This is a genomic window from Agromyces sp. NPDC055520 (assembly GCF_053619715.1).
The window spans coordinates 1-14,610 of record NZ_JBSHJY010000041.1 but is presented as its reverse complement, the minus strand read 5'-3'; the positions used below and the strand labels follow the sequence as shown (position 1 = coordinate 14,610).

Below are 14,610 nucleotides of genomic sequence, written 5' to 3'. Positions count from 1 at the left end.
GTTCAACCTGCAATCCGCCAGCCGCGCGCGGCCAGCTCATCGGTGAGGTGCTGCTGCACCTCGGGGAGCACCGAGATCTCGGCGAGTCCGATCTGCGCGCCCGGCGAGTGTTCGAGCCGCAGGTCTTCGATGTTGGCTCCGGCCGCGCCGACGTCGTTGAAGAGCCGGGCGAGCTGGCCCGGCTTGTCGTCGATCATGACGATGAGGCTCGAGTAGCGCCGATCGACGCCGTGCTTTCCGGGCAGCCGCTCGACGCCCGTGTTGCCGCCGAAGAGTTCCTCGGCGACGCGGCGACGTGCGCCCGGGGCATCCATGTTCGCAATCGCCTCGATGAAGCGGTCGAGGTCGTCGCGGTAGCCGCGCAGGATCTCGGCGACCGGCGCGGCGTTCTGCCCGAGGATCTGCACCCACAGTTCGGGGTCGCTCGCGGCGACGCGCGTGACGTCGCGCAGGCCCTGCCCGGCGAGGTTCACCGAGGCGTGCGGGGCGTCGATGAGCCGGCGCGCCATGAGGCTCGACACGACCTGCGGCACGTGCGAGACGAGGGCGACGGCGGCGTCGTGCTGCTCGGGGGTGAGCTCGACGAGGGTCGCGCCGAGATCGAGGATGAGGTCGTCGATCGCCGAACCGTCTTGATACGAGATGCCGCCGTGGGCGGCGACCACCCACGGGCGGCCGACGAAGAGGTCGGCTCGGCCCGACATGGGCCCGCCGAGCTCGCGCCCGGCCATGGGGTGGGTGCCGATGTAGCGCGAGAGGTCGGCGCCGCGCGCCTTCAGGTTCTCGTAGACGGCGAGCTTGACGCTCGCGACGTCCGTGACGATCGCCTCGGGGTACGCCTCGAGCTCGGCCGCGACCACATCGGCCGTCACATCGGGCGGCACGCACACGACGATGAGCTGCGGGCGGTCGCCGGGTGCGGCGGGCCGGCCGGCGCCGTAGTCGACGGCGATCGCGAGGTTCGTCGGCGACGCGTCGGCGAGCATCACCTCGATGCCCTTCGCGCGCAGCCCGAGGCCGATGCTCGCGCCGAGCAGGCCCACCCCGACCACGCGGACCGGGCCGGTCAGTCGTGCCTCATTCATCCGGCGCCTCCTGGTCGGCGTCGGCGACGGCGGCGTCGGCCGCACCGGCGGCTCCATCGGCTCCGGCGGCTCGCGAGATCGTGAGCAGCTGTCCACGCTCGGCCTTCGTCAGCTCGCGCATCTGGCCCGACCGCAGGGTGCCGAGGTTCAGCGGGCCGAAGCTGCGGCGCACGAGATCGACGACCGGGTGCCCCACCGCGTCGAGCATGCGGCGCACGATGCGATTGCGACCGGAGTGCAGGGTGAGTTCGACCATCGAGTGACGGTCGTCGCCCTGCTGCTGCAGGATGCGCGCCGTGTCGGCCGCGATCGGCCCGTCGTCGAGCTCGACGCCGTTCTTCAGCCGCTGGATCACCTGCGGCGTGACCCGACCCGTGACCTTCGCGATGTACGTCTTCGACACGCCGAACGAGGGGTGCGCGAGCACGTGCGCGAGTTCGCCGTCGTTCGTCAGCAGCAGCAGGCCGCTCGTCTCCGCATCGAGGCGGCCGACGTTGAACACCCGTTCTTCGAGGTCGTCGGTGAAGCGCGTGAGGTCTGGCCGCCCCTGCTCGTCGCGCATCGACGAGACGACGCCGCGCGGCTTGTTCAGCATGTAGTAACGCTTGGCCGGATCGAGCTGCACGGCGACGCCGTCGACCGCGACGAGGTCGGTCTCGGGGTCGACGCGGCGGCCGAGCTCGGTGACGACCACGCCGTTCACCTCGACGCGGCCCTCGACGATGTACTGCTCCGAGACCCGCCGGCTCGCGACGCCGGCCGCGGCGAGCACCTTCTGCAGCCGTTGGCCCTCGGGGGCGGGTGCGCCGCCCCAACCCGTTTCGTCAGTCAAGATCGAATCCTTCCTGGCCGTCGTCGAGCAACGGCGAGATATGGGGCAGCTCGTCGAGCGAGTTGATGCCGAGGTTCGTGAGCAGCAGCTCGGTCGTGCCATAGAGGATCGCGCCGGTCTCGGGGTCGGTGTCGACCTCGGTCACGAGCCCCCGGCCGAGCAAGGTGCGCACGACCGAGTCGACGTTCACCGCACGGATCGACGCGACCTGCGAGCGCGAGATCGGCTGCTTGTAGGCGATCACCGAGAGCGTCTCGAGCGCGGCCTGCGAGAGCCGCGTCGACGATTGCGTGAGCACGAAGTCGGCGACGAGGGTGTCGTACTCGGCTCGCACATAGAAGCGCCAGCCGCCGCCGACCTCGCGGAGTTCGAAACCGCGACGGATGCTTCGCGGTTCCGGCTCCCCCGCGACATCCGTTCGCGGTTCACCCGACGAGCCGGCCCCGTCGTAGTCGGCCCGCAGCCTCGCAATCGCGGCGCGCACCTCGGCGACCGGGCGTGCGACCGCCGCTGCCAGCGACACGACGCTCTGCGGTTCGTCGGCGATGAAGAGGATCGCCTCGAGCGCACGGTCGAGGTCGAGACGGGCCTGGCCCGGCACGTCGAGCGGCGTCGCGACCGACAGCTCGGGGCCGTCCGGTTCGGATCCGTCGGCCTCACGCACCGGTGGTCGAGTAGGGCGCTCTGCGCCCGTATCGAGACCCTCATGCTCCGGTGGTCGAGTAGGGCGCTCAGCGCCCGTATCGAGACCCGTCGCCGCGATATCCGTCTCATTCGTCATAGTCAGCCCCCAGGCTCTCGAGGTTCTCATCCGACCAGTGCTCGGCCGACCAGTGCAGCGTCAGCTCGCCGAGCGGTTCGAGCTGATCGAACCCGATCGCGGCGTGCCGATACAGCTCGAGCACTGCGAGAAACCGTGCGACGACGACCCCCGGCTGCCCGACGCCGGCGATCAGCTGGCGGAACGTCACGGGCTCGCCGCGGCGCAGCACGGCGACGAGGTGCGCCGCCTGTTCGCGGATCGAGACGAGCGGTGCGTGCAGGTGGTCGAGTCCGACCACGGGGATCTCGCGCGGCGTCATCGCGAGCGTCGCAAGCGCCGCGAAGTCTTCGGCCGACAACGTCCACACGAGTTCGGGTGCCCGCTTGCGGAACTTCTCTTCGAGCCGCACGTTGCGGGCATGCCGCAGCGACTCCTGTTCGAGGTGGCCCGAGAACCAGCGCGCCGCCTCTTTGAAGGCGCGGTACTGCAGCAGCCGCGCGAAGAGCAGGTCGCGCGCCTCGAGCAGGGCGACGTCTTCGGCATCGACGAGCTCGCCCTGCGGCAGCAGCCCCGCGACCTTCAGGTCGAGCAGCGTCGCCGCCACCACGAGGAACTCCGACGCACGATCGAGCTCCTCCTCCGAGTCGAGGCCGCGCAGGTACGAGATGAACTCGTCGGTCACCGCAGAGAGCGAGACCTCGGTGATGTCGAGCTCGTGCTTCGTGATGAGCGAGAGCAGCAGATCGAACGGGCCCTCGAAGTTCGTGAGCGCGACGCGGAAGCCGCTGCGTTCCGCCGGACCCGACGTCGCTTCGGCCGACACAGCCTCGTCGGGCGCGTGCTGTTCGGGGGCCGAAGCCGCCTCAGGCGACCGCGCCACGGAAGACCAGTTCCCTCGCGAGCTGGCGGTATGCCTTCGACGCCTGGTGCTCGGGTGCGAACTCGGTGATCGGGGCGCCCGCGACACTCGCGTCGGGGAACTTCACGGTGCGGGTGATGACGGTCTCGAGCACCTCGTCGCCGAAGGCATCGACGACGCGCTCGAGCACCTCACGGGAGTGGAGCGTGCGCGAGTCGTACATCGTCGCGAGAATGCCGTCGAGCTGGATTGCCGGGTTCAGCCGATCGCGCACCTTGTCGATCGTCTCGATGAGCAGGGCCACACCGCGCAGCGCGAAGTACTCGCACTCGAGCGGGATGACGACGCCGTGGCTGGCCGTCAGCGCGTTCACGGTGAGCAGGCCGAGCGACGGCTGGCAGTCGATGAGGATGACGTCGTAGTCGGCCGAGACGCGGCGCAGCACGCTCGCGAGGATCTGCTCACGGGCGACCTCGGTGACGAGATGCACCTCTGCGGCCGAGAGATCGATGTTCGCGGGGATGACGTCGAGGCCCTCGACGCTCGTCGGCTGGATCACGTCGGCCGGGTCGAGCGTGCGCGAGAGCAGCAGGTCGTAGATCGTCGGCACATCGTGCGTCGGCACGCCGAGGCCCGCCGAGAGCGCGCCCTGCGGGTCGAAGTCGATCGCGAGCACCCGGCGGCCGTACTCGGCGAGCGTCGCGCCGAGGTTGATCGTGGTGGTCGTCTTGCCGACGCCGCCCTTCTGGTTGCAGAGGGCGATGATGCGGGCGGGGCCGTGCGAGGTGAGCGCAACCGGCTCGGGGAACTCGCGGGACGGGCGACCAGTGGGACCGAGCTCTGGCGGATTGGCGATTCCGTCCGCTGAGTGGTGCGTCTGGTGCGTCACGTGTCAACTCTCTCCTGTGCCGGGCGGGTGCTTGGTCGATTCTAGCGAGCACGCGGGTGGGCCGCTGTGTACATCTCCCGGAGTGTGTCAGCTGTGACGAGCGTGTAGATCTGCGTGGTGGCGACCGAGGAGTGGCCGAGCAGCTCCTGCACGACGCGCACATCGGCGCCGCCCTCGAGCAGGTGCGTCGCGAACGAGTGCCGCAGGGTGTGCGGCGAGACGGATGTCGCGAGTCCGGCGGTCTCGGCGGCGTCACGGAGCGCCTCCCAGGCGGCCTGCCGCGACATCCGCTTGCCGCGCACACCGAGGAAGAGCGCCGGCGTCGCCGTGCCGCGTGCGGAAAGCAGCGGCCGGGCGCGCACGAGGTAGGCGTCGACGGCCCGCCGCGCGTAGCTGCCGAGCGGCACGATGCGCTGCTTGCCGCCCTTGCCGAAGAGTCGCACGACCTCTTGATCGACGAGGTCGTCGACGTTGAGCGACACGGCCTCCGAGACGCGCGCGCCCGTCGCGTAGAGCACCTCGAGCAGTGCGGTGTCGCGGAGGTCGGTGGGTTCGTCGCCCCCGGCAGCCGCGATGAGCGCCTCGACGTCGTCGACGGGGATCGCCTTGGGCAACCGCATCGGCAGCTTCGGCGGTCGCAGCTCGCGCGAGACGTCGACCGGCACGAGCCCCTCCTCGGCGAGGAACCGGTGCAGCCCACGCACCGCCGAGAGCACGCGCGCGATCGACGAGGTCGCGAGCGGCGGCACGCGTTCGGCGCCGAGGAAGCGCACGAAGTCGCCGAGATCCTGCTCGGTCGCCGCCGACGGCCCCGCGATACTGCGAGCCGTGAGCCAGTCGGCGTAGATCGCGAGGTCGCGCCGATACGACGAGATCGTGTTCTGCGCGAGCCCCCGCTCGACGGCGAGATGCCGCAGGTAGTCGTCGACGGGGTTTCGGCTCATCGGCCCGCCGGCTCCGTGCGGCCGACGGCGTGCCCGGGCCACGCGGCATCCGCTGCGCCGAGGCTCGACCACCCTCGGGCGCGTGCCGCTGCGGCCGCGAGCACCGCGACCGCCAGTGGCGCGTTGTGGACGCGCCGTTCGAGCACCGCGTCGACGCACTCGTCGAGCGGTGCCCAGCGCTTCTCGATGTCGGCCTCTTCGCCCTCGCGGGCGAAGGCCTCGGCGGTCGCCGTCAGGCCGCGGGCCAGATACACCCGGATCAGCTCGTCGCTGCCACCGGGCGAGGTCGCGACATCGGTCAGTACCGCCCAATCGGATGCCTCGAGGTCGGCCTCTTCGGCGAGTTCCCGCTTCGCGGCGGCCAGCGGCGGCTCGCCGTCGACGTCGAGCAGCCCGGCCGGGATCTCCCAGTCGCGCATGCGCACGGGGTGCCGGTACTGCTTGATGAGCAGCACCCGATCGTCGTCGTCGAGCGCGAGCACGCCGACGGCACCGGTGTGGTCGGTGTACTCGCGCACGATGATCTCGCCGCCGAACTCGAAGGCGTCGCGGCGGATGTCCCACACGCGGCCCTCGAAGACCCGTTCGCTCGAGACGACGGGCACGTCGACCCGTTCATCGGCGAGCGGCTCGCGCCGCCCACCGGTGCCGGAGTCGGTGCCGAGGCCGAGGCCGGAGTCGGTACGGTCAGTCATCGTCCACGTCGTCGAACAACTGGCTCGCCTGCTGGCGCTCGAGCGCAGCCCCGACGAGGCCGCGGAACAGCGGGTGCGGGTTGTTCGGGCGGCTTCGCAGCTCGGGGTGGGCCTGCGTGCCGACGTAGAACGGGTGCACCTCGCGCGGCAGCTCGACGAACTCGACGAGGTGCCGGTCGGGCGACATGCCCGAGAACGACAGCCCCGCCTCGGCGATGCGGTCGCGGTAGGCGTTGTTGACCTCGTAGCGGTGGCGGTGACGCTCGGAGACCTCGGTCGAGCCGTAGAGTTCGGCCGCGATCGACCCCTCGGCGAGCTTCGCGGGGTAGAGGCCGAGTCGCATGGTGCCGCCGAGGTCGCCGCCGGCGATGATCTCGACCTGCTCCTCCATCGTCGCGATGACGGGGAACTGCGTGTCTGGGTCGAACTCGCTCGACGAGGCGCCGGGCAGGCCCTCGACGACGTTGCGCGAGTATTCGATGACCATGCACTGCAGGCCGAGGCAGAGGCCGAGCACGGGGATGCCGTTCTCACGAGCGAACAGCAGCGCACCGAGCTTGCCCTCGATGCCGCGCACACCGAAGCCGCCGGGTACGCAGATGCCGTCGAGGTGGCCGAGGTGCTTCTGCGCGCCCTCGGGCGTCTGGCACTCGTCCGACGGGATCCACTCGATGTTGACCTTGGCGTCGTTCGCGAACCCGCCGGCGCGCAGCGCCTCGGTGACCGAGAGGTAGGCGTCGGGCAGGTCGATGTACTTGCCGACGAGCCCGATCGTGACCTCGTGCTTGGGGTCGTGCACGACGTCGAGCAGGTTGCTCCAGCCCGACCAGTCGACGTCGGCCGCCTTCTCGCTGAGGCCGAGCACATCGATGATGTACGCGTCGAGTCCCTGGTCGTGCAGCATCGTCGGGATGTCGTAGATCGACGGCACGTCGACCGCGTTCACGACCGCCTGCTCGTCGACGTCGCACATGAGCGCGATCTTGCGCTTGTTCGACTCGGTGACGGGGCGGTCGCTGCGCAGCACGAGCGCGTCGGGCTGGATGCCGATGGAGCGCAGTGCGGCCACGGAGTGCTGGGTGGGCTTCGTCTTCTGCTCACCCGAGGCGCCCATGAACGGCACGAGCGAGACGTGCACGAAGAACACGTTCTTGCGGCCGAGCTCGTGGCGCACCTGGCGAGCCGACTCGATGAACGGCTGCGACTCGATGTCGCCCACCGTGCCGCCGATCTCGGTGATGATGACGTCGGGCTTCGGCGACTCCGAGGCCTGCAGCCGCATGCGCCGCTTGATCTCGTCGGTGATGTGCGGGATCACCTGCACCGTGTCGCCGAGGTACTCGCCACGGCGCTCTTTGGCGATGACCGTCGAGTAGATCTGGCCGGTGGTGACGTTCGCCGCCTGGCTCAGGTTGATGTCGAGGAACCGCTCGTAGTGACCGATGTCGAGGTCGGTCTCAGCGCCGTCGTCGGTCACGAAGACCTCGCCGTGCTGGAACGGGTTCATCGTGCCCGGATCCACGTTCAGATAGGGATCGAGCTTCTGCATGACGACTCGCAGGCCCCTGGCAGTCAGGAGATTGCCGAGACTCGCCGCCGTGAGTCCCTTGCCCAACGATGAGACGACACCACCGGTCACGAAGATGTGCTTGGTCTCGCCGTTCGTCGACGCAGGGTTCGAATTGTCTGTGCTCGCTCGAGCTGTTCCGCGTTCATCCACCACGGGCTTGAAGTCTAACTCACGTTCCTGATCATTCGGCCCGACATGCCCCACGCGCTCCCCCATTTCCTCCCGGGATCCGTCTGACCCCTTCGATCGCGGCCGTTCAGCCGCGGGTCACGCCGCAGGTTCTGCAGCGATCTCCAACAGCTCCCGCGCGTGCGCGAGCCCGCTCTGCGAGTCGGCGAGCCCAGACAGGAGCCGCGCCATCTCGGCCTCGCGCTCGGCTCCGCCGAGCTGGCGCACGCTCGACGAGGTGACCTGGCCGTCGGTGCCCTTGACCACGCTCAGGTGGTTCGTCGCGAATGCGGCGACCTGTGCGAGGTGGGTGACGACGATGACCTGCGAACGCTCGGCGAGTCGTGCGAGTCGTCGCCCGATCTCGATCGCGGCGGCGCCGCCGACACCCGCGTCGACCTCGTCGAAGACGAAGGTGGGCACCGGGTCGCTGCCCGCGATCACGACCTCGATCGCGAGCATCACCCGTGAGAGCTCGCCGCCCGAGGCTCCGCGCGAGACCGGGCGCGGTTCGGCGCCGGGGTGCGGTCGCAGCAGGATCGAAACAGTGTCGCGGCCGTGGGCGGTCGCGTCGGCGGTCGGTTCGATCACGACCGCGAGTCGGGCGTCGGGCATCGCGAGGGCCGACAGCTCGGCGGTGACGGCGTCGGCCAGTCGCTCGGCGGCATCGGTGCGCAGTTCGGTGAGCGCAGCGGCCAGACGGTCGACGTCGGCTTCGAGCGAGGCGACGGATGCCTCGAGCCCCTCGATGCGCTCGTCGTCGCCGTCGAGTTCGACGAGCCGAAGACCGCCGGTGCGACGGAATTCGAGCACATCGTCGAGGTCGCCGCCGTGACGGCGCACGAGGCCGCCGAGCAGGGCGCGTCGCTCTTGCACGATCTCGAGCTCGCGCGCGCCGTCGGCGTCGAGGCCGGCGAGGTAGCCCGACAGCTCGGCGGCGGCGTCGGCGAGCAGGAACCCGGCGTTCGTCAGCGCCTCGCCGATCGGCTGCAGGGCGGGGTCGTGCTCGGCGACGCGTTCGAGGTGGCGGCGGGCTCCGTCGACGAGGGCGACCGCGTCGGGAGCATCGTCGACGACGTCTTCGGCCGAGATCAGCGCACGAGCCTGTGCGGCCGCGATCCGCAGCTCTTCGAGGTTCGAGAGCCGGTCGGCGCGCTCGTGCAGCTCGGCGTCTTCGCCGGGCTGCGGGTCGGCCGCCTCGACCTCGTCGAGCGCCGCGCGAAGCTCTTCGGCCTCGCGCAGCCGCGACTCGTGATCGGCCCGAAGCCGTTCGAGCTCGGCGGCATCCGTGCGCCAGGTCGTGAATGCGACGCGATACTCATCGAGCAGCGCGTGCAGCTTCGGCCCGGCGAAGCGGTCGAGTGCCTCGCGCTGCGCCACGGCCGAGCGGAGCCGTTGCTGGTCGGCCTGGCCGTGCACCACGACGAGCTCGTCGCCGAGTTCCGAGAGCACGCCCACGGGCGCGCTGCGGCCGCCGACGACCGCCCGACTGCGCCCCTCGGCCGAGACGGATCGCCCGAGCAGCAGTTCGCCGGCCTCGACCTCGCCGCCGGTCTCGGCGACCCGGTCGGCGATCGCGCCGTCGTCGGGCACGAGCCAGCGGCCCTCGACCCAGGCCTGCTTGGCGCCCGCACGCACCGCGCCCGCGTCGGCGCGAGCGCCGAGCAGCAGCCCGAGGGCGGTCACCACCATGGTCTTGCCCGCGCCGGTCTCGCCGGTCACGGCCGTGAACCCGGCGCCGAGCGGCAAAGTGGCCTCGGCGATCACGCCGAGATCGCGGATGCCGAGTTCTTCAATCAACGCAGCCTTCAATCAACGCAAACCCTCACTCACGCAGCCCTCACTCACGTCCGGCCGGCCCTCTCCACCCGGTGACCGGCAGCTGGAACTTGTTCACGAGCCGATCGGTGAACGGCGCCTCGTGCAGGCGGGCGAGCCGCACGGGAACCGGCGACTTGCGCACGATCACGCGCGCGCCCGGCGGCAGGTCGAAGGTGCGCCGACCGTCGCACCAGATGACGGCGGATGCCACGGTGCGCTGCAGGATCTCGACGGCGAGCGACGACTCGGGGCCGACGACGAGCGGCCGCGCGAAGAGCGCGTGGGCGCTGAGCGGCACGAGCAGGAGCGCCTCGAGGCTCGGCCAGACGACGGGGCCGCCCGCCGAGAACGAGTACGCCGTCGACCCCGTCGGGGTCGACATCACGACGCCGTCGCAACCGAACGACGAGAGTGGCCGACGGTCGACCTCGATGACGACCTCGAGCATACGCTCGCGTTCGGCCTTCTCGACGGTCACCTCGTTGAGGGCCCAGCTCTCGTAGACCACCGCGGTGCCGACCTTGGCCCGCACCGCGAGAGTCATGCGTTCTTCGACGGTGTAGTCGCGGGCGAGCGCACGGCCGATCGTGTAGCCGAGATCGTCGCGCTCGCTCTCGGCGAGGAAGCCGACGTGACCGAGGTTCACGCCGAGCAGCGGCACGGGGTGGTCGCGCATGATCTCGGCGGCCCGCAGGATCGTGCCGTCGCCGCCGAGCACGATGACGAGCTCGATGGCCGCGGGGTCGGTGTCTTCGAATCGTTCCACCGTGCCGTTGAGCCCGGGCACGAAGTCGTGCACCTCTGCCCAGTGCTCGGCCGCGATGACCGGCACTGCGCCGGCGGCGAGCAGTTGCGTGCAGACCTCGCTCGTCGCCTCGAGGGCGGACTGCCGACCGGTGTGCGAGACCACCAGGAAGCGCCGTGCGTCGCTCACGCCTTCGCCCCTCTCGTCAGTTCGTCGACCCGACGCATCCATTCTGTCGGATTCGACCCGCCCGCCGCGCTCAGATGCACGAGGTACTCGAGGTTTCCGTGCCCACCGGCGATTGGGGAGGACAAGACGCCGGCGGTGCCGAGACCCATGTCGAAGGCCGCCCACAGCACATTCGAGACGGCCTCGGCGCGCAGGCCCGCGTCGCGCACGACGCCCTCGCGCACTCCCCCGCGCCCCACCTCGAATTGCGGTTTGACGAGCAGCACGAAGTCGGCGTCATCGCTCGCCGAGGCCCGAAGCGCCGGCAGCACGACGGTGAGCGAGATGAACGAGAGATCGGCGACGACGAGCGAGGGGCGCTCGGCGACCCCCGTGAGTTCGGCGAGGAGTGCGGCATCGAGATGACGCACATTGCACCCCTCGACGAGCACGAGCCCGGGCGCGCCGACGAGTTCGGCCGCGAGCTGGTCGTGCCCGACGTCGACCGCGAGCACCTGGCGGGCCCCGCGTTCCAGCAGCACCTGGCTGAACCCGCCCGTCGAAGCACCGGCGTCGAGCGCGATGCGGCCGGCGACATCGACGCCGAAGCCGTCGAGACCGGCGATGAGCTTGTGCGCCGCACGGCTCACATAGTGATCGGATGCCGCGACCTCGAGCACTGCGTCTTCGCCGACCTTCGCGGCGGACTTGACGACCGGCCGCCCGTCGACCGTCACGACGCCCGCCGCGATGAGCGTGGCCGCGTGCGTGCGGGAGCGGGCGAGACCGCGGGCCGCGAGGGCGGCGTCGAGACGTTGATCGGGCACGATCAGGTGCGCAGCGACGGGTCGGAATGCTCGAGCTGGGTGCGGAGCCGCTCGGCGAGAGCCTGGTAGCCCTCGGCGCGTTCCGCGAGCGGTCGCGCCTCGACCTCGGCGAGCACGGCCGCCACCGACGAGGCGGGCCTCGATTCGGACACCTGCGTGGTCGGCTCGGCTTGAATCGGCTCGGCCGCATCGGCTCGATCGGGTTCAGTGCTCACGTACTCAACGCTACCCCGACCAGGCGACACCCGGCCGGACGACCGACCGGTCAGCTGTAGAGCCGGGCCGGAACGTCGAGCACGTGGATCCCCACGCCCGAATCCCAGATCGCCGCGCACGCGGCGCGGAGCAGATCGAGCTCGTCGCCGCCGTCGTCGACGATTTCGACCCGATTGCCCGCCACCCGCACGCGCGCACGGCCCACCCGCGTGACCCCGCGAAGCTGCTCGGTCACCGGATACGGTGCGTGAAGTCCGTCGAGGTCGGCGAGGATGAAATCGGGCCGGCTCGTCGCCGGTGCCGCGAGCACCTGCTTCGCACGGTCGACGCCCGTCAGCACCAGCGCACTCGACATGCCGGCCCGGCGCGCACCGAGGATGTCGGTGTCGAGCCGGTCGCCCACCACGAGCGGCTGTTCGGCCGCGAACCGGCGCCTGGCCTCGTCGAAGATCGGCGTCTCGGGCTTGCCCGCGACGAGCGGGAACCGCCCGACCGCGGTGTGCACCGCCGAGACGAGGGTGCCGTTTCCTGGCGCGATGCCGCGCGCGACCGGAATCGTCCAGTCCATGTTCGTCGCGATCCAGGGAATGCCCGGGGACGCAGCATCCGGCCCGCCGTTCGCATTCAGCGCGAACGAGGCCTCGGCGAGTTCGCGCCAGCCGATCTCGGGCGTGAAGCCCTGCACGACCGCGTCGGGCGCGTCGTCGGCTGACCGGGTGATGCGGTACCCGCGCTTCTCGAGCTCGGACGTGATGCCCTCACCGCCCACGACGAAGACGAGCGCGCCGGGCGCGACCCGCTCGGCGAGCAGCGTCATCGCCGCCTGCGGCGACGTCACGACATCGTTCGGCACGACGTCGAGACCGAGCTCGGCCAGATGATCGGCGACGGATGCATCGCTGCGCGAGGCGTTGTTCGTGATGTACCCGACGGCCCGGTCGCGCTTGGCGAGGTTCAGGCTCTCGACCGCGCGAGGAATCGCGTGGGCGCCGGCGTAGACGACGCCGTCGAGGTCGGCGAGCACCGCGTCGATACCGTCGAGCGGCGTCGCGACCTCAGCCTTCGCGCGAAACAGACCCACCGGTCGTGCCCTCGTTCTCTTCGGTGTCGAGGTCGGCGGTCTCGGCGAGCACCGCACGCACCTCGTCTTCGAGCACGTCGCCCGGGTCGCGGTCGACCGTGTCGTCGCCGATGTCGTCGACGTCGACGGAATCGGCCTGCGCCGCGTCATCCGCCGCTTCGGTCTCGATGGATGCCTCGAGCTCGACCTGCTCGACCGACTCGACCGTCTCGGCGACCTCGACGACCGCCTCGATCTGATCCGCGGACTCGTCGAGTTCGATCTCGAAGATCTCGATCGACTCGGCCTCGGCCGGGCCGGCGAGTGCGGCGTCGGCGCGGTCGGCCCGTGCCCGCCACGTCGCGGCCTCATCGGTGCGCCCGAGCTCTTCGAGCACCTCGGCGTACGCCGAGAACAGCGCGGGGCTGTACGAGAACGCGCGATCGGGATCGAGCTGCGGAATCTCGAGCTCGGCGAGGGCGATCTCGGGTTGACCGAGGTCGAGCCGGGCACCCGACATCGCGATCGCGAGGGCTGCCTGCACTGCGGCGGGAAGCGTCGTGCGGTCGACGGCACGGCCGACCTCGAGCGCGCGGTCGGGGCGACCGACACCGCGCTCGCTGTCGACCAGAAGCGGAAGCTGGTCGTTGCTGCCCGAGATACGGCGGTACGTGCGGAGCTCGCGGAGCGCGAGTGCGAAATCGCCGGTCGCGTACGCCGTGATCGCCAGCGTCTCGCGCACGACCGCGATGCGGCCGGCGCGGCGCCCCGCCGAGAGCGCGTGCTGGTGAGCGAGCTCGGGGTCCTCTTCGAGCAGTTCGGATGCCGCCACCAGGTGTCGTGCGACCCAGTCGGCGTTCTCCTTGCTCAGTGTCTTCAGCTCGGCGCGAGCACCCTTGTCGAGGTCGCGCGCCTCGATCGACTCGGGGATGAACGGGTCGTCGTGGCGCGGACGCACCTGCAGCTCGGCGGCTCCGTGGTTCTCGCGGGGAGTCTCGCGCTGGTCGTCGCGGCCACCTGGCCGGCTGCCGCGCGGCGCATCACCATACGACTTACGGTTGTCGCGGTCACCATACGGCTTCCGGGCGTCGCGGTCGCCATACGGCTTGGATGCCCCACGATCACCGTAGGGCTTCTTCGCATCGCGGTCGCCATACGGCTTCCGGTTGTCTCGGTCACCGTAGGACTTGGACGCCCCGCGGTCGCCGTAGGGCTTCTTCGCATCGCGGTCGCCATACGGCTTCCTCGCATCGCGGTCGCCATACGGCTTCCTCGCATCGCGGTCGCCATAGGGCTTGGACGCCCCGCGGTCACCATAGGGCTTCGGATCACGGTCGCCATACGGCTTGCGGTTGTCGCGGTCCCCGTAAGGCTTCTTCGCGTCGCGGTCCCCGTAAGGCTTCTTCGCGTCGCGGTCCCCGTAAGGCTTCTTCGCGTCGCGGTCGCCATACGGCTTCTTCGCATCGCGGTCGCCATACGGCTTCTTCGCATCACGGTCGCCATACGGCTTCCTCGCATCACGGTCGCCATACGGCTTCCTCGCGTCGCGGTCGCCATACGGCTTCTTCGCATCGCGGTCCCCGTACGGCTTGCGGTTGTCGCGATCACCATACGGCTTCTTCGGTGCGGCTCCGTCACGAGCTGTGGAACCGGAGCGAGCGCTCGTCGGTCGGCCGGCCCCATTGCCGCCGCCGCTGCGCTGATCACGCTTCTCAGGTCGTCCCTGGTCTGCCGAGCCGTGCCTGGAGTCGCTCACGATAGTCCCGTCGTGTGTGGAGTCCTCATGGAACTCAACCGTAATGGGGCACCTTGTGAAGTACCCCGTTAACGAAGAAAGGCCACCCGTCCTCGGGTGGCCTCTCTCCTCAATGATTGTCCGGCGGTGTCCTACTCTCCCACAGGGTCCCCCCTGCAGTACCATCGGCGCTGCGAGTCTTAGCTTCCGGGTTCGGAATGTGTCCGGGCGTT

General features: G+C 70.3%; 14 protein-coding genes and 1 rRNA gene. All 15 read right to left on the bottom strand.

What is annotated here, in order from left to right; translation table 11 throughout:
* Nucleotides 1–2 precede the first annotated feature (2 nt).
* The gene (locus ACWGST_RS13995; RefSeq protein ID WP_452047281.1) at nt 3–1,085 is read right to left on the bottom strand and encodes a prephenate dehydrogenase; all 1,083 of its coding nucleotides are present in this window, start codon (nt 1,083–1,085) and stop codon (nt 3–5) included.
* Nucleotides 1,078–1,917: a pseudouridine synthase gene (locus ACWGST_RS13990; protein ID WP_452047280.1), complete on the bottom strand. Its 840-nt coding sequence runs from the start codon at nt 1,915–1,917 to the stop codon at nt 1,078–1,080. Before ACWGST_RS13990 ends, ACWGST_RS13995 begins: the two co-directional genes overlap by 8 nt.
* Nucleotides 1,910–2,698, bottom strand: coding sequence for an SMC-Scp complex subunit ScpB (scpB, locus tag ACWGST_RS13985; RefSeq protein ID WP_452047279.1), 789 nt, complete (start codon nt 2,696–2,698; stop codon nt 1,910–1,912). The genes ACWGST_RS13990 and scpB overlap by 8 nt, the downstream gene beginning before the upstream one ends.
* The gene (locus tag ACWGST_RS13980; RefSeq protein ID WP_452047295.1) at nt 2,688–3,503 is read right to left on the bottom strand and encodes a segregation and condensation protein A; all 816 of its coding nucleotides are present in this window, start codon (nt 3,501–3,503) and stop codon (nt 2,688–2,690) included. The genes scpB and ACWGST_RS13980 overlap by 11 nt, the downstream gene beginning before the upstream one ends.
* 40 nt (nt 3,504–3,543) lie before the next feature.
* Nucleotides 3,544–4,428: a ParA family protein gene (locus tag ACWGST_RS13975; protein WP_452047278.1), complete on the bottom strand. Its 885-nt coding sequence runs from the start codon at nt 4,426–4,428 to the stop codon at nt 3,544–3,546.
* A gap of 41 nt (nt 4,429–4,469) precedes the next feature.
* Nucleotides 4,470–5,372: a site-specific tyrosine recombinase XerD gene (gene xerD, locus ACWGST_RS13970; RefSeq protein ID WP_452047277.1), complete on the bottom strand. Its 903-nt coding sequence runs from the start codon at nt 5,370–5,372 to the stop codon at nt 4,470–4,472.
* Nucleotides 5,369–6,067: an NUDIX domain-containing protein gene (locus ACWGST_RS13965; RefSeq protein ID WP_452047276.1), complete on the bottom strand. Its 699-nt coding sequence runs from the start codon at nt 6,065–6,067 to the stop codon at nt 5,369–5,371. Before ACWGST_RS13965 ends, xerD begins: the two co-directional genes overlap by 4 nt.
* Complete coding sequence (locus ACWGST_RS13960) at nt 6,060–7,853, bottom strand: CTP synthase (RefSeq protein WP_452047275.1); 1,794 nt, start codon at nt 7,851–7,853, stop codon at nt 6,060–6,062. Before ACWGST_RS13960 ends, ACWGST_RS13965 begins: the two co-directional genes overlap by 8 nt.
* 51 nt (nt 7,854–7,904) lie before the next feature.
* Nucleotides 7,905–9,605 (bottom strand): DNA repair protein RecN, encoded by a 1,701-nt coding sequence (recN, locus tag ACWGST_RS13955; protein WP_452047274.1) that lies wholly within the window; start codon nt 9,603–9,605, stop codon nt 7,905–7,907.
* Between the two features lie 40 nt (nt 9,606–9,645).
* Nucleotides 9,646–10,602, bottom strand: a complete 957-nt coding sequence (locus tag ACWGST_RS13950; RefSeq protein WP_452047273.1) for an NAD kinase — start codon at nt 10,600–10,602, stop codon at nt 9,646–9,648.
* On the bottom strand, nt 10,557–11,366 hold the full coding sequence (locus tag ACWGST_RS13945; RefSeq protein WP_452047272.1) for a TlyA family RNA methyltransferase: 810 nt from the start codon (nt 11,364–11,366) through the stop codon (nt 10,557–10,559). Before ACWGST_RS13945 ends, ACWGST_RS13950 begins: the two co-directional genes overlap by 46 nt.
* Before the next feature lie 2 nt (nt 11,367–11,368).
* The gene (locus ACWGST_RS13940; RefSeq protein ID WP_452047271.1) at nt 11,369–11,581 is read right to left on the bottom strand and encodes a hypothetical protein; all 213 of its coding nucleotides are present in this window, start codon (nt 11,579–11,581) and stop codon (nt 11,369–11,371) included.
* 50 nt (nt 11,582–11,631) lie between these two features.
* Nucleotides 11,632–12,663, bottom strand: a complete 1,032-nt coding sequence (locus ACWGST_RS13935; RefSeq protein ID WP_452047270.1) for an HAD-IIA family hydrolase — start codon at nt 12,661–12,663, stop codon at nt 11,632–11,634.
* The gene (locus tag ACWGST_RS13930; RefSeq protein WP_452047269.1) at nt 12,638–14,398 is read right to left on the bottom strand and encodes a primosomal protein; all 1,761 of its coding nucleotides are present in this window, start codon (nt 14,396–14,398) and stop codon (nt 12,638–12,640) included. Before ACWGST_RS13930 ends, ACWGST_RS13935 begins: the two co-directional genes overlap by 26 nt.
* A gap of 118 nt (nt 14,399–14,516) precedes the next feature.
* Nucleotides 14,517–14,610, bottom strand: a 5S ribosomal RNA gene (gene rrf / locus ACWGST_RS13925); the annotation flags it as partial.